The sequence below is a fragment of the Mesorhizobium sp. B2-4-14 genome (genome assembly GCF_006442155.1).
GTDB lineage: Bacteria > Pseudomonadota > Alphaproteobacteria > Rhizobiales > Rhizobiaceae > Mesorhizobium.
Map to the genome: position 1 here is coordinate 204404 of NZ_VFVA01000003.1, position 20102 is coordinate 224505.

The 20102-nt window shown below is 63.6% G+C and carries 16 protein-coding genes; 9 read left to right on the forward strand and 7 right to left on the reverse strand.

Translation table 11 applies throughout. The features are described from left to right. The first annotated feature begins 21 nt into the window (after positions 1-21). The 3 genes from FJ938_RS04230 to FJ938_RS04240 are packed head-to-tail and all read left to right on the forward strand — an operon-like array spanning position 22 to position 3599. Complete coding sequence (locus FJ938_RS04230; RefSeq protein WP_140607702.1) at positions 22-1530, forward strand: CpaF family protein; 1509 nt, start codon at positions 22-24, stop codon at positions 1528-1530. 29 nt (positions 1531-1559) lie between these two features. Next, on the forward strand, positions 1560-2573 hold the full coding sequence (locus FJ938_RS04235; RefSeq protein ID WP_140691385.1) for a type II secretion system F family protein: 1014 nt from the start codon (positions 1560-1562) through the stop codon (positions 2571-2573). Positions 2574-2582: 9 nt separating this feature from the next. Next, positions 2583-3599: a type II secretion system F family protein gene (locus tag FJ938_RS04240; protein WP_140607700.1), complete on the forward strand. Its 1017-nt coding sequence runs from the start codon at positions 2583-2585 to the stop codon at positions 3597-3599. 196 nt (positions 3600-3795) lie between these two features. On the opposite strand, the gene FJ938_RS04245 is transcribed toward FJ938_RS04240, so the two are convergent. Further along, positions 3796-4617, reverse strand: a complete 822-nt coding sequence (locus FJ938_RS04245; protein ID WP_140607845.1) for a tetratricopeptide repeat protein — start codon at positions 4615-4617, stop codon at positions 3796-3798. A 134-nt stretch (positions 4618-4751) separates the two neighbouring features. Here FJ938_RS04245 and FJ938_RS04250 point away from each other — a divergent pair, with 134 nt between their 5' ends. The 5 genes from FJ938_RS04250 to pdeM all read left to right on the forward strand — a co-directional run bounded on the left by FJ938_RS04250 (position 4752) and on the right by pdeM (position 10928). After that, entirely contained in the window at positions 4752-6116 is a 1365-nt protein-coding gene (locus FJ938_RS04250) for a M17 family metallopeptidase (protein ID WP_140691387.1), read from the forward strand. A gap of 77 nt (positions 6117-6193) precedes the next feature. Next, positions 6194-6544 carry a MarR family winged helix-turn-helix transcriptional regulator gene (locus FJ938_RS04255; RefSeq protein ID WP_140607698.1) on the forward strand — a complete coding sequence of 117 codons (351 nt, stop codon included), beginning with the start codon at positions 6194-6196 and terminating at the stop codon, positions 6542-6544. 31 nt (positions 6545-6575) lie between these two features. After that, positions 6576-7436 (forward strand): NlpC/P60 family protein, encoded by an 861-nt coding sequence (locus FJ938_RS04260; RefSeq protein ID WP_140691390.1) that lies wholly within the window; start codon positions 6576-6578, stop codon positions 7434-7436. Positions 7437-7680: 244 nt separating this feature from the next. Further along, positions 7681-10215 carry a ligase-associated DNA damage response DEXH box helicase gene (locus tag FJ938_RS04265; RefSeq protein WP_140691393.1) on the forward strand — a complete coding sequence of 845 codons (2535 nt, stop codon included), beginning with the start codon at positions 7681-7683 and terminating at the stop codon, positions 10213-10215. Further along, on the forward strand, positions 10212-10928 hold the full coding sequence (gene pdeM, locus FJ938_RS04270; protein ID WP_140691395.1) for a ligase-associated DNA damage response endonuclease PdeM: 717 nt from the start codon (positions 10212-10214) through the stop codon (positions 10926-10928). The genes FJ938_RS04265 and pdeM overlap by 4 nt, the downstream gene beginning before the upstream one ends. Before the next feature lie 2 nt (positions 10929-10930). On the opposite strand, the gene FJ938_RS04275 is transcribed toward pdeM, so the two are convergent. The 3 genes from FJ938_RS04275 to FJ938_RS04285 are packed head-to-tail and all read right to left on the reverse strand — an operon-like array spanning position 10931 to position 15543. Continuing rightward, positions 10931-11866 carry a DmsC/YnfH family molybdoenzyme membrane anchor subunit gene (locus tag FJ938_RS04275; protein WP_140691398.1) on the reverse strand — a complete coding sequence of 312 codons (936 nt, stop codon included), beginning with the start codon at positions 11864-11866 and terminating at the stop codon, positions 10931-10933. Between the two features lie 12 nt (positions 11867-11878). Further along, the gene (locus FJ938_RS04280) at positions 11879-12613 is read right to left on the reverse strand and encodes a 4Fe-4S dicluster domain-containing protein (protein ID WP_140691401.1); all 735 of its coding nucleotides are present in this window, start codon (positions 12611-12613) and stop codon (positions 11879-11881) included. Continuing rightward, a complete protein-coding gene (locus tag FJ938_RS04285; protein ID WP_181168999.1) occupies positions 12610-15543 on the reverse strand; it encodes a molybdopterin oxidoreductase family protein in 2934 nt (977 codons plus the stop codon). The genes FJ938_RS04280 and FJ938_RS04285 overlap by 4 nt, the downstream gene beginning before the upstream one ends. Before the next feature lie 278 nt (positions 15544-15821). Between FJ938_RS04285 and FJ938_RS04295 the strand changes: the two genes are divergently transcribed. Beyond that, positions 15822-16724, forward strand: coding sequence for a LysR family transcriptional regulator (locus tag FJ938_RS04295; protein ID WP_140691406.1), 903 nt, complete (start codon positions 15822-15824; stop codon positions 16722-16724). Positions 16725-16845: 121 nt separating this feature from the next. Here the strand turns inward: FJ938_RS04295 and FJ938_RS04300 are convergent, their stop codons facing one another. From FJ938_RS04300 to FJ938_RS04310, 3 genes are all read right to left on the reverse strand, one after another. After that, positions 16846-18102, reverse strand: coding sequence for an Hsp70 family protein (locus FJ938_RS04300; protein WP_140691409.1), 1257 nt, complete (start codon positions 18100-18102; stop codon positions 16846-16848). Positions 18103-18276: 174 nt separating this feature from the next. Then, positions 18277-19068 (reverse strand): TIGR02186 family protein, encoded by a 792-nt coding sequence (locus FJ938_RS04305; protein WP_140691412.1) that lies wholly within the window; start codon positions 19066-19068, stop codon positions 18277-18279. Further along, positions 19068-19991, reverse strand: a complete 924-nt coding sequence (locus FJ938_RS04310) for a sulfite exporter TauE/SafE family protein (RefSeq protein WP_140691415.1) — start codon at positions 19989-19991, stop codon at positions 19068-19070. Before FJ938_RS04310 ends, FJ938_RS04305 begins: the two co-directional genes overlap by 1 nt. Positions 19992-20102: the final 111 nt, after the last annotated feature.

Sequence of the window (20102 nt, forward strand, 5' to 3'; positions counted from 1 at the left end):
TTTTGGGACCGGTAGTCGATCATGTTTGGTAAAAGAGGCAACGACGACGGCAACCGGTTCAAGCCGGAATTCCGCCAGCCGGCACCGGCGCCGGTCACGCCGGCGGCCGCGGGTTCGGCGGACACGGCGGTGCTTGCCCGGCCCGCGGCGGCGCCTCCGCCGAGCGCCCCTGTCGCGCCGCCGGCCCGCCGGGCGGTCGATGCGCCGCCCATCGCGCCAGAGCAGAAGCGAGGCCCGCGCGAAAAGAGCGAAACCTACTACGACACCAAGAGCCAGGTTTTCTCGGCCCTCATCGACACGATCGACCTGTCGCAGCTCGCCAAGCTCGACCCCGAAAGCGCGCGCGAGGAAATCCGCGACATCGTCAACGACATCATCGCGATCAAGAATTTCGCGATGTCGATCGCCGAGCAGGAGGAACTGCTCGAGGACATCTGCAACGACGTGCTTGGCTATGGGCCGCTCGAGCCGCTGCTCGCCCGCGACGACATCGCCGACATCATGGTCAACGGGTCCAAGAACGTCTACATCGAAGTCAATGGCAAGGTCGAACAGACCAGCATCCGCTTTCGCGACAACCAGCAGCTTCTCAACATCTGCCAGCGCATCGTCAGCCAGGTCGGCCGCCGTGTCGATGAATCCAGCCCGATCTGCGACGCCCGTCTTCCCGACGGCTCCCGCGTCAATGTCATCGCACCGCCGCTTGCCATCGATGGCACCGCGCTCACAATCCGCAAATTCAAGAAAGACAAGCTGACGCTCGATCAGCTGGTGAAGTTCGGTGCCATTTCGCCGCAAGGCGCCGAAGTTCTCAAGATCATCGGCCGCGTCCGCTGCAACATCGTCATTTCGGGCGGCACCGGCTCCGGCAAGACGACACTGCTCAACTGCCTGACCAACTACATCGACCGCGAGGAGCGCGTCATCACCTGCGAGGACTCGGCCGAACTGCAACTCCAGCAGCCGCATGTCGTGCGCCTGGAAACCCGTCCGCCCAATCTCGAAGGCGAGGGCGAGGTGACGATGCGCGACCTGGTCAAGAACTGCCTGCGCATGCGGCCGGAGCGCATCATCGTCGGCGAAGTGCGCGGACCCGAAGTGTTCGACCTGCTGCAGGCCATGAACACCGGTCATGACGGCTCGATGGGAACGATCCACTCGAACAGCCCGCGCGAATGCCTGAACCGTATCGAATCCATGATCGCCATGGGCGGTTATTCGCTGCCGCAGAAAACCGTGCGCGAAATCGTCGTCGGCTCGATCGACGTGATCATCCAGGCGGCGCGTCTGCGCGATGGGTCGCGGCGCATCACCCACATCACCGAAGTGATCGGCATGGAAGGCGACGTCATCATCACCCAGGACATCGTTCTCTACAACATCAAGGGCGAGGACGCCAACGGCAGGCTGCTGGGCGAGCACGTCTCGACCGGCATCGGCCGCCCGCATTTCTGGGATCGGGCGCGATATTACGGCGAGGAGCAGCGTCTCGCCAATGCGCTCGAGGCGATGGAGAAACGTGCTGACTGACGCATCCGCAGGCGTGAAGGTTCTGGTCGATGTTTGGAATTGACGGCACCGTATTGGCGTTTGTCGTGCTCGCCGGCTTCAGCGCCGGCGCGGTCGCCTATGCATTCCTGTTCAAACGGATCAGCAACGAGAAACAGGCCGGCAAGCGGCTGGAAACGATCAAGGCCGCCGAGACCGACCGCTCCATCGTCAAGGCCACGCGCGACCGCGCGACGGATGCGGCCAAGCGCCGTAAATCCGTGCAGGATTCGCTGAAGGAGCTCGACGAGAAGCAAAAATTCAAGGACAACGCCGTCAAGAAGCCGCCGCTCAAAGTACAGATTCGGCAGGCCGGGATGAAGGTTACGGTCGAGCGTTTCTATATCTATTCCGTGATATGCGGCCTCGCGCTGACTATTGTCGCTTTCATGCTTGGAGCGCCGCTGCTGGTCCTGCCCGGTGTGCTGATGGCTGGTGCGTTCGGCCTGCCGCGTTGGTTCGTCTCGTTTCGCCGTGCGCGCCGGGTCAAGGCATTCCTCAACGAATTTCCGAACGCGCTCGACATCATCGTGCGCGCGGTCAAGTCGGGCCTGCCGCTGAACGATGCCATACGCCTGATCGCCAACGAATCCCCCGAGCCTGTGAAGGCAGAGTTTCGCCGTATCGTCGATTCACAGCAGATGGGCCTGTCGATCCCCGATGCGACCTTGCGCATGCCCGAAACCATGCCATGCACCGAGGCGGGTTTCTTCGGCATCGTGATCCAGATACAGTCACAGGCCGGCGGCAATCTCTCCGAAGCTCTGGGCAATCTTTCGCGCGTGCTGCGCGATCGCAAGAAAATGAAGGCCAAGGTCCAGGCGCTGTCCATGGAGGCGAAGGCTTCCGCCGCGATCATCGGCGCACTGCCTTTCATCGTCTCCTTTCTCGTCTATCTCTCCAGCCCCAACTACCTGATGCCGCTGTTCACCACCAGCATTGGCAATCTGATCCTCGGCGTTTCAGGCGTCTGGATGTCGATTGGCATCTTCGTGATGCGCAAGATGATGAATTTTGAAGTCTAGGGCCGCGGCATGAGCGAACAAGTCGTCAAGTCACTGACGGATCCCAGCCTTCTGATCGCGCTGCTGGTCGGCATCGCTGTGTTCGCGACCGTGTTTACGCTGCTGCCGGCCTTGGGCGGAAACCAGCTCAAGGCGCGTATGAAATCGGTGGCGCTGGAGCGCGATGAGCTTCGCGCCAAGCAGCGCGCGCGGCTTGCGAGCGAGGCCGATCGCCGCCGCAAGGGCCTGCGCGAGCAACAGTCGATCGGCATGCGCAACATTGTCGACCGGCTCGATTTGCGGCGCGCTTTGGCCGACGAAAGCACCTTGCAGAAGCTCAAGGTCGCCGGCTTTCGTGGGCAGAATCCGCTGACGCGGTTTCTTTTCTTCCGTCTCGTGCTCCCTTTTGTCGGCTTCGCGCTGGCTCTGGTCTACATGTTCATACTCGGGGGATTGCCGGACAAGCCATTGGTGGTCCGGCTGTTCGTCTGCGTGCTCGTTGCCTATGGCGGCTTCTACACACCAGTGCTCTACGTCAACAACCGCGCCACCAAGCGCAAGCAGTCGATCCAGTTGGCATGGCCTGATGCGCTCGACCTTATGCTGATCTGCGTGGAATCAGGCATGTCGGTGGAAGCAGCGCTGCGCAAGGTGGCCGACGAGATCGGCGCGCAGTCGGTGCCGCTGGCGGAAGAGTTCATCCTGACCAACGCCGAGCTTTCCTACCTGCAGGAACGCAAGCAGGCCTACGAGAATCTCGCAAGCCGGACCGGCCTGGAATCGGTCAAGTCTGTGTCGCAGGCGCTCGTCCAGGCCGAGCGCTACGGCACGCCGGTGGCGCACGCGCTGCGCGTGCTTGCCGCTGAAAGCCGCGACATGCGCATGAACGCCGCCGAGAAAAAGGCCGCGGCCTTGCCGCCCAAGCTCACCGTGCCGATGATCCTGTTCTTCCTGCCGGTGCTTTTCGCCATTATTCTTGGCCCTGCCGGCATCCAGGTCAGCCAGCGCGGCATCTTCGGCGATCAGCACAAGTCCAGTAGCCAGTGACGTATCCGCTCGGACAGGACGATGGCCGCGCGGCGTGCAGCGCGGCGATCTTCCTGTCCAGCATGGTTCGGTGATTGGCCGCCGCGTACTTGCAGCGCCGCCTTGTCGTCATGGGACTTGCGCAAATTCGCAAAATAAAGAGATGAGGCGGCTCGGCGTTTCCGTGAAAACGATGAATCGTTGAGCAATTCTAGATCTAGTTGGTCGCGGCTTTCGCCTTGTCCTGATCCTTGAGCTGGCTCCAGGCATTCTGCTGGGCCAGCATCTGCCTGAGATAGGCGACATTGGCCTGCGCCTGTTCGGGCGAGAGTTCCTGCGAGGCGATCTTCTCGGCTTCGTCGAAACGGCCTTGCAGGCCCACGACCAACGCCAGGTTTTGGCGCACACGGCTGTCGGCATTAGGCTGCTGGGCGGCCGAACGCATATAGGTCTCGGCGGTGCGCAGATCCCCTTCCAGCACGTAGGACATGCCGAGATTGGAGAGAACCGAGGGTTCGTTCGGCTTGAGTTCGAGGGCCTTGCGGTAAAGCTGGCGCGCCTCGTCCTTCTGGCCGGTCTGATCGAGGATGGCCGCCTCCGCCGACACCAGCTTCCAGTCGGGATACTCGGGCGTCTGTGCGCGACGCACGGCGTCGAGCGCCGCCTCGAACTGACCATTGGCGGCGAGCGCCTTGCCATAGGCGGCGAGCACGTCGCGGTCCTTGGGGTAGGCGATCGCCAGCTTGCGCATCACGGCAAGCGACTGGTCGGCATCGCCGTCCATCTGCAGCGCGGCCGCGAAGTTGGTCGCTATACGCTTGTCGTTGGGGTTTCTGGCGTAGGACTGGCCAAGTGCGGCGGTGGCATTATGCAATTCTCCAGCCGACATGGACTCCAGCGGCTTGCCACTGGTGCGGCTGATCGAGCCAGTCGTGAGCTTGCTGGTTCCGCAACCGGCGACGCCCGCCGCGAGCGCCAGCATGAGGGCGGTGGTGACAAGCCGTTTTGCCCTTGCATTCACTGTGCGGTTGGTCGGCATCGGCACCTAAGCCTCCATTCATACGCGTAGCCATCGCGTGGCCATCTTCCCTCCCGCAGAAATATTCTGTTAACCCTAACGGAGAGTTAAAAACCGCCGACTCGGGACCTGAGCTCGGCATGGGAGAAGATCGAATGCCTGTTGAACTCGTCGAGAAGAAACTGGATGGCGCGTTGCCGGTGCATCTGGTCGCTCGTGATGGCCTGGAAGCCGCGGGCCTTGCGCCATCCGCGATTGCCTGGGCCAGGGCCAATGGATTTTCGGGTGAAGCAGGCAGGACGCTGGCCGTGCCCGGCGAAAACGGCGCACTTGCCGGCGCCTTGTTCGGTGTTGGCGATGGAGAGGGCGCGCTCGCTCTCGGCGCGCTGTCGAAGACCCTGCCGGAGGGGGACTGGCATTTCGCCTCGGCGCCCGCCGAGCCGGAACTCGCGGCAATCGCGTTGGCACTCGGCGGTTATGTTTTTGCCCGCTACGGCAAGAAACCGGGCAAGGCGCTGCGCTTTGACGTGCCGGCCGGTGTCGACGCGGCTCGCGTGCGCCGCATCGCCGACGGCGTCTTCCTGACGCGCGACCTGGTCAACACGCCGACCAGCGACATGGGACCGGACGACTTGGAGAAGGCGGTGCGGACCCTGGCCGGGACCCACAAGGCCGAAGTCTCGGTCATCAAGGGCGACGACCTGCTCGCGCGGAATTTCCCGATGATCCATGCCGTCGGCCGTGCCTCGACCGGCGCGCCGCGTCTGATCGACATGACATGGGGGCAACAGGGCGCGCCGAAGGTGACGCTGGTTGGTAAAGGCGTCTGTTTTGACACTGGCGGCCTCGATATCAAGCCGTCCTCCGGCATGCTGCTGATGAAGAAGGACATGGGCGGTGCGGCCAATGTCCTTGGGCTGGCCTCGATGATCATGGCTGCCGGGCTGAACGTGCGGCTTCGGGTGCTGATCCCCGCGGTCGAGAATTCGATCGCCGGCAATGCCTTCAGGCCGGGCGACGTGCTGGCGAGCCGCAAGGGCATCACGGTCGAGATCGGCAACACCGACGCGGAAGGGAGGCTCGTGCTGGGGGACGCGCTGGCGCTGGCCGACGACGAAGAGCCGCAGCTCCTGGTCGACATGGCGACGCTGACCGGAGCCGCCCGTGTCGCGCTCGGCCCCGACCTGCCGCCCTTCTATACCGGTGACGAGGCGCTGGCCTCGGAGCTCGCGGCGGCATCGCTGGCCGTCGAGGATCCATTGTGGCGCATGCCGCTGTGGCGACCTTACGATGCGAAACTGTCGTCGAAGGTCGCCGACATCAACAATGTCACCACCGACGGTTTCGCCGGTTCGATCACGGCCGCGTTGTTCCTCAAGCGCTTTGTCGAGAAGACGGCGAACTGGGTGCATTTCGACATCTTCGCCTGGAACCCAGCCGATCGTGCATACGGTCCCGCCGGCGGCGAGGCGCAAGGCATCCGCGCCCTCGAGCGGGTCATCTCGGCACGGTTTGGTTGATTCGGCGGCTACGGGCAGAGCCGGCAAATTGCTGAAACTGAAACGGAACCGAAACAATTTGCCGTCATGCTGGGCGGATGTCGATTGCGATGCGCCCCAGCCAGGCCTTGCGACTGTGGCAGCAAGTGATGCTGTCGCAGGTGCGCGAAGACGCGCCCGACCTGACCATGCGCCAGACGGCGATCCTGTTCACCATCTATCTCGATCCGCCGCCGCATACGGTGCGCGGGCTCGCCGCGCGCCTCAACGTCACCAAGCCGGTCATCACGCGCGCGCTCGACACGATGGGGGCGCTGAAGCTGGTGTCGCGCCATCGTGACGAACTCGACAAGCGCAATGTGCTGATCAAGCGCACGGTCGAGGGCGCGCTCTTTGTCGAGCGCTTCGGCGATGGTATCATCGCCAGGGCTCAGGAACTGCCGATCTGACCGTATTGCCCATACAACAGGGTTGCCGATTTTGACCGCTCACGATGCACGCCTTCACGCCTTCCGTTCCGATCTCGCCGATGCAAGGCTGAAAGGAGAGGTCGTTGCCGACCGCTTCGTTGCCGGCCGGCCGGTGCGGATTTCGGTTCCTGTGGCCGATATCCGCAAGGCGCCGCGCCCGGACGCGGGCGTCAACACGCAAGCCCTTTTTGGCGACGATGTGCTGGTTTTTGAGGATGCCGAAGGCTGGGCCTGGATTCAGGCCGAACGCGACGGCTATGTCGGCTATGTCGCCCAAACCATGCTGGGCGGACGAGACCATGCACCCACCCATATCGTCTCAGTCCCGCGCACTTTCCTCTATCCCGGCCCGGACCTGCGCTTTCCGGTCGCGGGCCAATTGTCGATGGGATCGACGGTGACGGTGACCGGTGCCGCCGAGACGCGCGGCACGCATTATGCCGTCCTGCCCTCCGGCGAGACGATCATCGCGGGACACCTGCGGCCGATCACCGAAGTCGCCCCCGACTATGTCGCGGTTGCCGAGACGTTTATCGGCACCCCTTATCTCTGGGGTGGTGTTTCCAGCTTCGGCATCGACTGTTCGGGCCTGGTGCAACTGTCGATGCGCATGACCGGCAGCAATGTGCTGCGTGATTCAGACATGCAGGCCGCAAGCATCGGCGAGCCGCTCGATCCGGGTCCGCACCATGCTGGATTGCGCCGGGGCGACCTCGTCTTCTGGAAAGGCCATGTCGCCATCATGACCGATGCCGAGACCATGATCCACGCCAACGGCCACACCATGCTGGTCTCGCGCGAAGGGCTGAAGGATGCCATCGCCCGCATCGGCTATCTCTATGGCGGCCCGACAGGGTTTCGGCGGCCGTAGGTTTCCTTCCTTCTCCCAGTCACTATACAGGGAGAAGGTGCCGAAGGGCGGATGAGGGGCGGCGCGAACCTCGGACCCGTTGGCGCTGCCCCTCACCTGCCTGCCGGCATCCTCTCCCCGTAAACGAGGCGAGGGGTGCTTTCCCCGAACATTTCGCCAATCTCTTATGGCGAAGTAGATAGCGCGATCCCCTTTTGTTCCGATTCTGCTTGGCGATTGGCCGCTGCCGCGCTACCTCTGGCGTGTGACAGAGCAGCCACGCCTCGCAGACCAGATTGCCGCGATCGCCCTGCCCGAGCCATTCGTAAAATGGTTCGGCGAGAAGGGCTGGTCGCCGCGCGCCCATCAGATCGAATTGTTGGCGAAGGCTCAAGCCGGGCAATCGGTGCTGCTGATCGCACCGACCGGCGCCGGCAAGACGCTGGCAGGCTTCCTGCCGTCGCTGACCGAACTGGCCGTCCGGCCGAGGCGAAAACCAGGGCACGCGCATCGCGGCATCCATACGCTCTACATTTCGCCGCTGAAGGCGCTGGCCGTCGACATCGAGCGCAATCTCGGCAAGCCGGTGGAAGAGATCGGGCTGCCCGTCACTATCGAGACGCGCACCGGCGACACGCCTTCCCACAAGCGCCAGCGGCAGAAACTCGTGCCGCCCGACATCCTGCTCACCACGCCAGAGCAACTGGCGCTGCTGGTCGCGGCTCCCGATGCCAGGCGCTTCTTCGAGGATCTGCGCTATGTCGTGCTCGACGAACTGCATTCGCTGGTAACCTCCAAGCGGGGCCATCTCCTGGCACTCGGCCTGGCGCGGCTGCGCAGCTTTGTTCCTGGCCTGCAGACGATCGGCCTTTCGGCGACGGTCGCCGAACCGGATGAGTTACGGCGCTGGCTGGTCAGCCAGAACCCACCCAGCGAAATGGCCGAATTGATCATCGTCACCGGCGGTGCGAAGCCCGAAATATCGATCCTCGATTCGGAAGAGCACGTGCCCTGGGCCGGACATTCGGCTCGTTATGCTACGCCGGAAATCTACCGCGAAATCAAGCGCCACAAGACGACCTTGCTATTCGTCAACACGCGCAGCCAAGCGGAGCTGCTGTTCCAGGAATTGTGGCGCGTCAACGAAGACACGTTGCCGATTGCGCTCCACCACGGCTCGCTCGACGTCGCACAGCGCCGGCGCGTCGAAAAGGCAATGGGTGAGAATGCGTTGCGCGCCATCGTCGCCACCTCGACGTTGGACCTTGGCATCGACTGGGGCGATGTCGACCTGGTCGTGCATGTCGGCGCGCCGAAAGGAGCAAGCCGCCTGGCGCAGCGCATCGGCCGCGCCAATCACCGCATGGACGAACCCTCGAAGGCGATCCTCATCCCGGCCAACCGCTTCGAGGTGCTGGAATGCCGGGCGGCGCTGGACGCCAACTATCTCGGGGCGCAGGACACGCCGCCGCTGGTCAATGGCGGGCTCGACGTCCTGGCGCAGCATGTGCTGGGCTGCGCCTGCGGTGCGCCGTTCAGTGCCGATGCGCTGTTCGAGGAGATCCGGACGACCGCGCCCTACGCTGATCTTGATCGCCAGACATTCGACCGCGTCATCGATTTCGTTGCCACCGGCGGCTATGCGCTGAAGAACTACGAGCGCTACGCCCGCATCCGCCTGAACAAGGACGGATTATGGCGGGTCTCCAACCCGCGCGTTGCCCAGCAATACAGGCTGAATGTCGGCACCATTATCGAGGTGCCTGCGCTCAATGTGAGGTACGTCCAGGCCGGCAGCAAGGGCTCGGCGTCGCGCGGCGGTCGGGTTCTGGGCAAGATCGAGGAGGCCTTCCTCGAAACGCTGACCCACGGCGATACTTTCATGTTTGCCGGCAAAGTTCTTCGTTTCGAAGGCATCCGCGAAAGCGAATGTTTCGTGTCGAACGCGCCCGGCAGCGATGCCAAGGTGCCTTATTATGGCGGCGGCAAGTTTCCGCTTTCGACATACCTCGCCGAACAAGTACGCGTCATGCTGGACGACCCGCAGCGTTGGAAGCAACTGCCCGAACAGGTGGCCGACTGGCTGCGATACCAGGCCGACAAATCGGTGCTGCCCAAACGCGGCGACCTGCTGATCGAGACTTTTCCGCGCGGCAACCGCTACTATCTGGTCGCCTATCCGTTCGAGGGCAGGCTGGCGCACCAGACGCTCGGCATGCTGCTAACCCGTCGGCTCGACCGGGCGGGTGCCAGGCCGCTCGGCTTTGTCGCCACCGACTATGCGTTGGCCATATGGTCGCTGGGCGACATGGGCGCGATGTTCAAAGCCCGCAAACCGTCTCTCGGCGCCCTTTTCGACCAGGACATGCTGGGCGACGATCTGGAGGCCTGGCTGGCCGACAGCTGGCTTCTCAAACGCACCTTCCGCAATTGCGCCCTGATTTCAGGGCTGATCGAAAAACGGCATCCGGGCCAGGAGAAGAGCGGCCGTCAGGTCACCGTGTCCACCGACCTGATCTATGACGTTCTGCGCAGCCACGAGCCCGACCACATCCTGCTTCAGGCAACGCGCGCGGACGCGGCGGCCGGTCTGCTGGATGTCAGTAGACTTGCGGACATGCTCTCGCGCATCCAGGGTCGAATCATGCATAAGAATCTGGAGCAGATTTCGCCGCTCGCGGTGCCGATCATGCTTGAGATTGGCAAAATGCCGGTGAACGGCGAAGCCGATGAAACGCTTTTGATGGATGCGGCGACACTGGTCGAGGAGGCCATGGGCCCGGGAATGAACGAGGCATGAATTTTTCGCTGGCGCGTGCATCGCTGATTGCCGAGGCCGACCTTGTCGGCATCGCCGGCGAGCGTGCGGTCTGCGATCCGCGCGGCGTGCTCTATTTTCCAGAGCTAAAACTGCTCGCGGTCTCCGACCTGCATCTGGAAAACGGGTCATCTCTGGCAAGGCGCGGCACGCTGATCCCGCCTTACGACACAGGCGCGACCTTGCTCAGACTGCAGGCCGTCATATCAGACTATCAGCCGTCGATCGTCATCAGCCTGGGCGACTCCTTTCATGACGGCGGCGGCGCTGAGCGCATGCATGCGAGCTTTCGTGAGCGGCTGGAAGCGCTGATGCGAGGTCGCCAATGGTTCTGGGTCGCCGGCAACCATGATCCGGAAGCGCCCGCCGATCTGCCGGGCGAAACGGTGCGGGAATTGGCCATCGGCTCGCTGCTGTTTCGGCATGAGCCGTCGAAGCTGCGGGTCGAAGGCGAGATCGCGGGCCATTTCCACCCTTGCGCCCGCATCGTGCAGCGCGGGCGCTCAGTGCGCAGGCGCTGCTTCGCCGGCGATGGCGGCCGCATGATTATGCCCGCCTTCGGCGCCTATACCGGTTCGCTCAACGTGCTCGACCGCGCCTATGCCGGGCTGTTCCGCCTGGAATCGCTGATGGCGTACATGCTTGGCACCGACCGCATCTTCGCTATCTCCGGTTCGATGTTGCGCCCCGGCTGAGCTTAACGTCCGTAGTACAAGGTAACCGTGTGCTTCGCTTCGGCGAAGAACAGCCAACGTTCGACCAGCATGCCGACGAATTGGACGATCGCGGCGAGCACTGATAGCGCCGCGCCGAAAGGCCAGGGCAAGGCGAAGGCGGCGACCAGCAACAGGATGGGCAATGCGAAGGCCAGTGCCTGCGTTATCCGGCGCAGCTTCGCGCTGTGCTTGCGCGCGATGCGAAAGCCCATTTCCTTGAGCAGGTAATTTTCCTCGGTATGCGGCCATTCCAACGTCCGCACCGTGCCGCCGGCAAGCCCCGTCGCGGTGTTGGCGGTGGTCGCGATTTCCAGCCGGTCGTTGTAGCGCCAGGTTGCCAGTTTCCAGATCCAGCCAAGCAGGACGAGCAGCACTGAAAACGCCAGAAGGGTTTTCGAGCCCGGGACAAAGCCTTGCAGCACCGCGTTCAGAAGCACGCTGCCGCTCATCGCCGAGAAGATGAGATAGCCGGGCAAGGTGTAGGGGCTGTGCCACTGGGCGATGGGTTTCAACGAGGCATAGATCATGCCTGTCATACAGACCGTAACGATGGCGCCAGTGGCGGCCAGAAGCCCGACGGCCGCCACCCAGCCGTCGAGGCGGCCAAGAATGACCCAGCCGATGCCGAACAGTCCTGCCGGGATGAAGGTGGCCATGGAGGCAGCACCTTCACGCGACAGCCAGGAGCTGCGCCACTGCGAAAAGGCCCGCCAGGCCCGCTCCGGCCGTCCGAGATGGCCGGTTGAGGACAACAGTCCGACCACAATCAGTCCGAGCGCCAGTCCCAGGCCGACCAAGCCCAGCCAGAAATCGTCCGGGATGAACCCAAGCGACGCCAGCACGCCAAGCAGCGCGAGCAGGCCGTAGCCGGTGCCGGTGGCGGTGGTGAAGAAGACGACGGAGAAGGCGGGATGCATGGTCTGGCGAGGCTAGTTCGAAAGCATGCGGTCGACCCAGCCAAGGAACCCGCCCTCAGCCCGTACCGGCTCCAAGGCCGGAGCGGCCACCGATGCAGCGCGCGTTGTGTGGGCGCGCGGCGGCAGGTATTTGTTGGTTGGGCGATAGCCGAGTTCCGGCATCAGGTCGACACCGCCGCGTTCTCTTACCAGCTGCGAAACCGCCGACTGGGGATCGCCGAGATCGCCGAAATGCCGGGCGCTGGTCGGGCAGGCGGCGACGCAGGCCGGCACGCGGTCCTGCTCTGCCAGATTGTCGTTGTAGATGCGATCGACGCAGAGCGTGCATTTCTTCATCACGCCGACATCGGTATCGAACTCACGCGCGCCGTAAGGGCAGGCCCAGCTGCACAATTTGCAGCCGATGCACTTATCCTCGTCGACCAGCACGATGCCGTCCGAGGCCCGCTTGTAGGAGGCACCGGTCGGGCAGACGGTTACGCAGGCCGGCGTCTCGCAATGCAGGCAGGAGCGTGGGAAGTTGACCGTGCGGCCGCCCATTTCGGTGGTGTGCTCGTAGCTATGCACGCGGTTGAACCAGACGCCGTCGACATGGCCGCCATAGGGGTCGATGTCGGTCAGCGGCGCCATGTGGCCACCGGTGTTCCATTCCTTGCAAGCGGTGACGCAGGCCTGGCAGCCGACGCAGGTGTCCAGATCGATGACAAGGCCGAGCCGTTTGTCCGTATGAGAGGGCAGGCAGGTCATTCGGCGGCTTCTCTCTCGTGGCGGAATTCGGCGCCGAAACGGAGCGTGTCGGGCGAAGGCTCGAAATGCGGCGGCTGGTGAAAACGCTCGAATTGCGGCTCGGTGAAACCGGCTTCCTCCGCCGCGCATTTGGCGATGCGCACGCGCAGATCGAACCAGGCCGCCTGGCCGGTCACCGGATCGGAATTCGAATAGCGTCTGCCACTGGCGTCAGCCGATGTCTGGTCGCCGATGATGTGGTTGAGCAGGAAGCCGCGATTGCTCTCGGCGGCATCGTCCTTAAGCCCCCAACTGCCGCGCCTTTTGCCGATGGCGTTCCAGGTCCAGACCGTGCTTTCGTTCACCCCGTCGATCAGCTTGATCTGCCCTTTGACCCTGCCATTGATGCTTTCGATCCACACCCAGTCGTCGTCGACGAGACCGAGGCTGGCGCCGGTCCGGTGATGCACGAACAGCCGGTTCTGGCTGGTGATCTGCCGTAGCCACGCATTCTGCGAGCCCCAGGAGTGATACATGTGCATGGGCCGCTGCGACAGCGCGTGCAGCGGATATTTTTCGAGATCGACGACTGCTTCCTCGAACGGCATGTACCAGAACGGCAGCGGATCCATGTAGGTCTCGATGCGCTGTCGCTCGGCGGCCTCCGAGGGCTGCACACGCCCGTGGCCGCGCGCGGCCAGCCGAAAGCGCTGCAGCGGTTCGGAATAGAGCTGGAAGACGATTGGCTCCGCCTCGGTGATGAAACCCATCTGGACCGCGAAGTCGAGATAGGAACGGTTGGCCATCTTGTAGTAGCGCTGGTCGTCCGCAAAGTCGTGATGCCAGAAGCCGCCATTGTCGATGTAGCGCTGCAATTGGCTCGGATTGGGCTCGCCCTTGCCGATCGACGTCCCATCCTTGCCGCGCCAGCCGGCGAGTGGGCCGACGCCAGGCGTGCGCTCGTGATTGATGATGTAGTCGGCATAGTCCGCATACCTGGCCGATCCGTCGTCATTGACGAAGCCTGGCAGGCCAAGCCGCGCTCCGAGCTCAATCAGCACCGACTGGAATGGCCGGACGTCGCGGTCCGGCGCGACGACGGGATGGCGGATGGCGTCGCCCGGCCCGTCGGCATGGCTGATCGGCCGGTCGAGCAGGCTGATGCAGTCATGTCGCTCGAGATAAGTGGTGTCGGGCAGCACGAGGTCGGCGAACGGCACGGTTTCGGAATAATAGGCGTCGGAATAGATGAGGAACGGGATCTTGTAGTTGCCGGCTCCATCCTGGTCGGTCAGCATGCGAATCGTCTCGATGGTGTTCATCGAGGAATTCCAGGCCATGTTCGACATGTACATCATCAGCGTGTCGATCGGGTAGGGATCGCCGGCCCACGCATTGCGGATGACGGTGTGCATCAGGCCGTGCGCGGCCAGCGGCGCGTCCCAGGAATAGGCCTTGTCGATGCGAAGCGGCGTACCCGCTTCGTCGACCAGCAGATCATCGGGCCCGCAGACGAAACCGAGCGGCATGCCGTCGAGCGGCGTCATCGGCTCGACGATCTTGCCAGCGGGCTTCGGGCCCGGCGGCGCCGATTTGGGGTAGGGCGGCTTGAAGCGAAATCCGCCCGGCACATCCACGGTGCCGAGCAGCACCTGCAGCAGGTGGATGGCGCGGCAGGTGTGAAAGCCGTTCGTATGAGCGGAGATGCCGCGCATGGCATGCATGGAAACGGGCCGCCCCTTGATCGTCTGGTGCCGGCGCCCTGCCCAATCAGTCCAGGACACCGGCAGCTCGATCGTCTGCTCGAAGGCGACATGGGCAAGTTCGGCGGCGATCCGGCGGATCGTATCGGCGGGAATGCCGCAACGCTCCGCGACCGCATCCGGCGCATAGCTCTCATCGAGGTAGCGGTCGGCGATCAGCTGGAACACCGGCGCGCAGCGGCGGCCGTCGACTTCGAAGCTGCTGGTCAGCGCCGGCTTCGCCTCCGGGTCGATTGCCTTGACGGAGGTTTTCGCCACCCTGTCCCAGGCCAGCGGATTGCCGTCGGCGTCGCGCAAGAACAGTCCGTCATCGGCGGCGTCAGTCTCCTGGATGACCAGCATATGCGCATTGGTGTAGCGCAGGAGATAGTCGAGGTCGACGCGCCCGGCTTTCATGAGTTCATGGATCAGCGCGAAGACGAACAGGCCGTCGGTGCCGGGCCGGATGCCGATCCAGTCGTCGGCAATCGCGTTGTAGCCGGTCCGGCAGGGATTGATCGACACAACCTTGGCGCCGCGCGCCTTGAGCTTGCCGAGGCCTATCTTGATCGGGTTGGAATCATGGTCCTCGGCGACGCCGAACAGCATGAAGTATTTGGTGTTGTCCCAGTCGGGCTCGCCGAACTCCCAGAACGAGCCGCCGATCGAGTAGAGGCCACCAGCCGCCATGTTGACCGAACAGAAACCGCCATGGGCGGCGAAATTCGGCGTGCCGAACTCGCTGGCCCACCAGCCGGTCAAGGATTGCGACTGGTCGCGCCCGGTGAAGAAGGCGAGCTTTTTCGGGTCGGTCCGGCGAATGGCCGAGAGCCGCTCCGTCGCGATCGACAAGGCTTCTTCCCACTCGATCTCCCGGAACTCGCCCGAGCCCCGTGGCCCGCTCCGGAGCAGCGGCTTCTTCAGCCGGGCCGGGCTGTAGTGCTGCATGATGCCGGAACTGCCCTTGCCACAGATCACGCCGCGATTGACCGGATGGTCCTTGTTGCCGTTGATGTAGCGGACCTTGCCATCCTTGACGTGCACGTCGATGCCGCAGCGGCAGGCGCACATGTAACAGGTCGTCTTGGCGATGCGGTCGGAAACGCTTGGCGAGGTGTCGACGCCGTCGCCCTCATCGGGTGCTCGCGTGTCGGCAAGCGGCAGTTGCGATGGTGCGGAATTCTGGCCGCGCGGCGGTCCGTGCATCATGGTCCGGCCGTATCCGCACGGTTCGCGGACTTGGCCCGCGTCTTCGGCCCGGGACCGCGCATGTAATGCTCTTCCGGGTGATAGGTATCACCAGCCAGCCGCCGCCGGATGCCACGGGCCCAATGGGCAAGCAGGGATCTGAATCGCCCGATCATTTTATCAGCAGCTATTCGATGGCCAATTTTTTCTAATTTCAGATCAAAAAGTAGGATAAGGCTATCGATCCGTCTAATCAGTTGTTCTTGTAAATTCGATCGATATTGGTTCTTAATGCGTCCATGACCCTGGATCAGTTGCGCATTTTCGTTGCTGTCGCCGAGCGCGGCCACATGACCAAGGCGGCGGAGCTTCTGGGCATCTCACAGTCGGCAGCATCGGCCGCCATCCGCGCGCTTGAGGAGCAGCACGGCGTCCACCTGTTCAACCGCGTTGGCCGCAACATCGAGCTTGCCCAGACCGGCCACCGATTCCTGCCCGAGGCCAAGGCCGTGCTGGAGCGGGCCGCCGCCGCCCGCAACGTGCTGGAACATGTCTCGCAGACGGTCGCCGGCAGTCTCTCGATCGCGGCCAGCCTGACCATCGCCAGCTATTGGCTGCCGCGCCGGCTGGCGTCCTTCCACGAGGCCTACCCCGCGGTGAGGCTGAGCGTCAGCATCGGCAACACAAGGCAGGTCGAGGCCAGCGTGCTCGATGGAGCCGCCGATCTCGGCCTGGTCGAGGGGCGCACCGAGTCCGACATATTGCGCCGCGCCAAGGTCGATACCGATCGGTTGATGCTGGTGGTGGCCAACTCCCATCCCGAGATATCCGAAACCGCGCCGGGGCACCCCGATATCAGGGGCTTGCGCTGGATCATCCGCGAAGGCGGTTCGGGCACGCGCGAAGTGCTGGAGGATCTGGCGCGCCGTGACGGGATTTCGCTCGCCGACCTGCAGGTATTCCTGGTGCTGCCCAGCAACGAGGCGGTTCGCCAGGCGGTCGAGGCGGGCGCTGGCGCCACCATCATCTCGGAACTCGTCGTCGGACGCGCCGTCGCCGAAGGCAGTCTGAGAGCCGTGCCGATCGAATTGCCGAAGCGCGACTTCGCCATGATCAGCCATCGCGATCGCCAGGCAAGCCTGGCCCAGATGGCGCTCAAGGCGCATCTCGGCGCCGGAACCGCGGGAAGTGGCCCGGCTTAGAGCAATTCCAGGAAAAGTGCGTGGCGGTTTCCGTCCGGAATTGCGTCAAAACAAAGTGTAGCAATTCCAGGAAAAGTGCGTGGCGGTTTCCGTCCGGAATTGCCCTGAAACAAAAAACGGTTCAGCCGAACTTCCGCTGGGCGTCGAGCGCCAGGCCAAGGCCGACCGAGCCGAACATGTCGCCTTCGATGACGGAAGCCTGCGGCACCAGCGATGGGATTTCCCGTCTTGCGAGCGGGATCGCGGTCGATCCGCCGGTGAGGAACACCGCGGTGATGTCCGCCGGCTTGACCTGCGCGTCGCGGATGGTCTGGCCGACTGTGTCGGTGACCCGCTCGATCTCCCTGGCGATCGTGGCGTTCAGCCCCTCGCGCGTGATCTCGGCGGCGAACGCGGCGCCCGGCAGCGTCACGGCGACTTCCGCCGACGACCTGTCGGTCAGCTCTATCTTGGCCTTCTCGACCAATGCCGCCAGCGCGTGCCCATAGCGATGCTCGACGATGTGGATGAAGCGGTCGACCAGATCGGCGCGTTCGGCCTCGTAGCGGATCTGGCGCAGATGCGTCATCGCCTTGGCGGTATAAACCAGGTTGATGCGCTGCCATGTGGCGAGATCGATGAAATAGCTTGCCGGCAGATTGCGCTTGCTGTCCTTGGTCGGGGTCAAATAGCCGAGCCTCGGCATCACACGAGCGATGCTGAGCAGTCGATCGAAATCCGTACCACCGATATGGATGCCACGGCTGGCAAGGATATCCTCCTTGCGGTCCGAAGATCGGGCACGCTCCGGCGAGACGCGGACGATCGAAAAGTCCGACGTACCGCCGCCCATGTCGATGATCAGCGCCAGTTCCTCACGCGTCACCTTCTGTTCGTAGTCGAGCGCCGCGGCGATCGGCTCGAACTGGAAAGCGATATTCGTGAAGCCTTGCGCGTGGGCAGCAGCTTCGAGCTCGCTCTGCGCCTTCGCATCGGCCTTGGCATCGTCATCGACGAATTGTACCGGCCGGCCGAGCACCACACTCTCGACCGCACCGCCGGCGTCTTCCTCCAGCCTTTTCCTGAGATGACCGATGAACAGGCCGACGATCTCCATGAAGCCGATCGAGCGCGCCTTGATGCGAGTCTTTTCGTGCGCGAGCGAACTGCCGAGCACACTCTTCAGCGAGCGCATCAGCCGGCCTTCGACGCTGTCCGTGTAATTGGCAATGGCCTGCCGGCCAAAGCCGATCCGGCCGTCCTCGAAGTTGAAGAACACGGCGCTCGGCAAGGTGACCTGGCCGTCTTCAAGCGTGACGAGGCGAGGTTGCCCGTTGCGGACCACACCAACGGTGGAGTTCGAAGTGCCGAAGTCGATACCGGCGAATGCTGGTCGCAAAGCAGCCTCCTGTCATTGGCGGCAGGCAGCGGATCGGCGCTCGCGGGAGAAGCGTGCGCTGCGGTTTCGGACGACCGAACCGCTCTGCCGGATTGAATTGTGCGTGCTTGCCCTTCGGGCGGGGACGTGCGGTCTATAGCATGACGCGAGAAAGGGAAACCCCTTTTGGACGTCTCAGTCCTTGCGGAAGATGAGCCTGCCGAGCCAGCCCGTTATCATGGCCAGCGATATCGCGAACACGCCATAGAGGAAGGAATAGTCATGGGCGACGCGAAAGATCGACTGTTCGAAACCGGACTTGCGGATTTCGAGCTGGGCCGAGCTTTCCTTGATGAACAGGCCGCTCTTGAACAGAAAGGCGCGCGCCTTGTGGGTGCCGACCGGAACGTTCGGCGCCAGCCGGACAGTGGCGCGGAACAGGTTCTGCGACAGGAACTGCACGCCGCCGACGTTCTCGCTGTAGAGGCCGGTCGCCGATTTGCGCTCGCGCAAGGCCGCGGTGAATTCCTCGATCGTGGCCGGGCTGTCGCCGGCGTCCGCAGGCTGCATGTAGAGATTGGAGGCGCCGAGCGACAGCTGCCTGTAGCTGTTCGGTTCGGTGATGTCCTGCAGGGGTCGCGTGGTCGCCACCGAATAGGAGACCGGCACGTTCTCGAAGGTCTCGGATTCCAGATTGATCCAGACGCCGAGCACCCGGTCCTTGCGGCGTACCACCACCGGCTTGGGTGGCCCTTCAAGCACGACGATGACATCGTAGCGGCCCTGGCGCGCGACCAGCGGGTCGGGGTTTTCCAGCGAACCGAAAATGGTCAGGTCGGCGCCGGAAAAGCCGGCGGTGATGGAGACATTGTCCGTGGAAAGACCGATCTGGATGCTTTCTATCGGCGGCGTCTGTGCCCTCGCCGGCGTGGCTGGCGCAAGCAAGGACAGGAAGATGGCGGTTGCGAGCGTCCCCACCCCCCTCATCAGTTGAGACCCGCGCCGGACAGCGAATAGAGATTGGGCGGCGTCACGAACAGATCGATGGCAAGCCGGATCGCCACGGCCAGCACCAGCAGCGCCAGCAGCGCCCTCAATTGCTCGCCGCGCAGCCTCTGGCCGGCCTTGGCGCCATATTGCGCGCCGGCCACGCCCCCGGCCATCAGCAGGAAGGCCAGCATCACATCGACGGTCTGGTTGGTGGTGGCGTGAACCAGCGTCGTGTAGGCGGAGGTGAAGATGATCTGGAACAGCGAAGTGCCGATAACGACATTGGTCGGCACTTTGAGCAGATAGATCAGCGCCGGCACCATGATGAAGCCACCGCCGACGCCCATGATCGACGACAGGAAGCCGATGGCGGCACCGAGGCCAAGCACCGGGATGACGCTGACGAACAGTTTCGACGCCCTGAAGCGCATCTTCAGCGGCAGGCGGTGGATCCAGTTGTGCTGGCCGGATTTCTTCAGCACCGGTGCCGCGCCGCTGCGCGTGGCGCGCAGGGCATTGACGCTTTCGACCAGCATCAGCCCGCCGACGGTGCCGAGCAGCACGACGTAGAGCAGCGAGATGAACAGGTCGAGCTGGCCCAGCCGGCGCAGCAAACCGAAGACAAAGATGCCGCCGGTGGAGCCAACGATGCCGCCGGCCAGCAGCACCCCGCCGAGCTTGAAGTCGAGCGTCCCCCGCTTCATGTGCGACAGCGCGCCGGAGAAGGAGGAGGCGATGACCTGGTTGGCGCCGGTGGCGACCGCGATCGCCGGGGGAATGTTGTAGAAGATCAGCAGCGGTGTGATGAGAAAGCCGCCGCCGACGCCGAACATGCCCGACAGGAAGCCCACCGCGGCGCCCATGGCCAGCAGCACGAAGACGTTGACGGAAATTTCCGCAATCGGGAGATAGATGCCCACCCGTCAGTCTCGATCAGTTTGCCTGTCGGCCAATGCTGCCGCGGCTGGCAGTCTCGCACCGAAAAGCCAATTTTTTCTTGCGCCGACGCGGTGGTAAGGTCAAACCCCGCC

Bases quoted from the DNA above. Each gene is read 5' to 3' on its own strand.
- FJ938_RS04295 (WP_140691406.1), top strand. From the start codon at position 15,822: ATGACCCTGGATCAGTTGCGCATTTTCGTTGCTGTCGCCGAGCGCGGC.
- FJ938_RS04235 (WP_140691385.1), top strand. From the start codon at position 1,560: ATGTTTGGAATTGACGGCACCGTATTGGCGTTTGTCGTGCTCGCCGGC.
- FJ938_RS04250 (WP_140691387.1), top strand. From the start codon at position 4,752: ATGCCTGTTGAACTCGTCGAGAAGAAACTGGATGGCGCGTTGCCGGTG.
- FJ938_RS04275 (WP_140691398.1), bottom strand. From the start codon at position 11,866: ATGCATCCCGCCTTCTCCGTCGTCTTCTTCACCACCGCCACCGGCACC.
- FJ938_RS04245 (WP_140607845.1), bottom strand. From the start codon at position 4,617: ATGCCGACCAACCGCACAGTGAATGCAAGGGCAAAACGGCTTGTCACC.
- FJ938_RS04280 (WP_140691401.1), bottom strand. From the start codon at position 12,613: ATGACCTGCCTGCCCTCTCATACGGACAAACGGCTCGGCCTTGTCATC.
- FJ938_RS04285 (WP_181168999.1), bottom strand. From the start codon at position 15,543: ATGATGCACGGACCGCCGCGCGGCCAGAATTCCGCACCATCGCAACTG.
- FJ938_RS04230 (WP_140607702.1), top strand. From the start codon at position 22: ATGTTTGGTAAAAGAGGCAACGACGACGGCAACCGGTTCAAGCCGGAA.
- FJ938_RS04240 (WP_140607700.1), top strand. From the start codon at position 2,583: ATGAGCGAACAAGTCGTCAAGTCACTGACGGATCCCAGCCTTCTGATC.
- pdeM (WP_140691395.1), top strand. From the start codon at position 10,212: ATGAATTTTTCGCTGGCGCGTGCATCGCTGATTGCCGAGGCCGACCTT.
- FJ938_RS04255 (WP_140607698.1), top strand. From the start codon at position 6,194: ATGTCGATTGCGATGCGCCCCAGCCAGGCCTTGCGACTGTGGCAGCAA.
- FJ938_RS04305 (WP_140691412.1), bottom strand. From the start codon at position 19,068: ATGAGGGGGGTGGGGACGCTCGCAACCGCCATCTTCCTGTCCTTGCTT.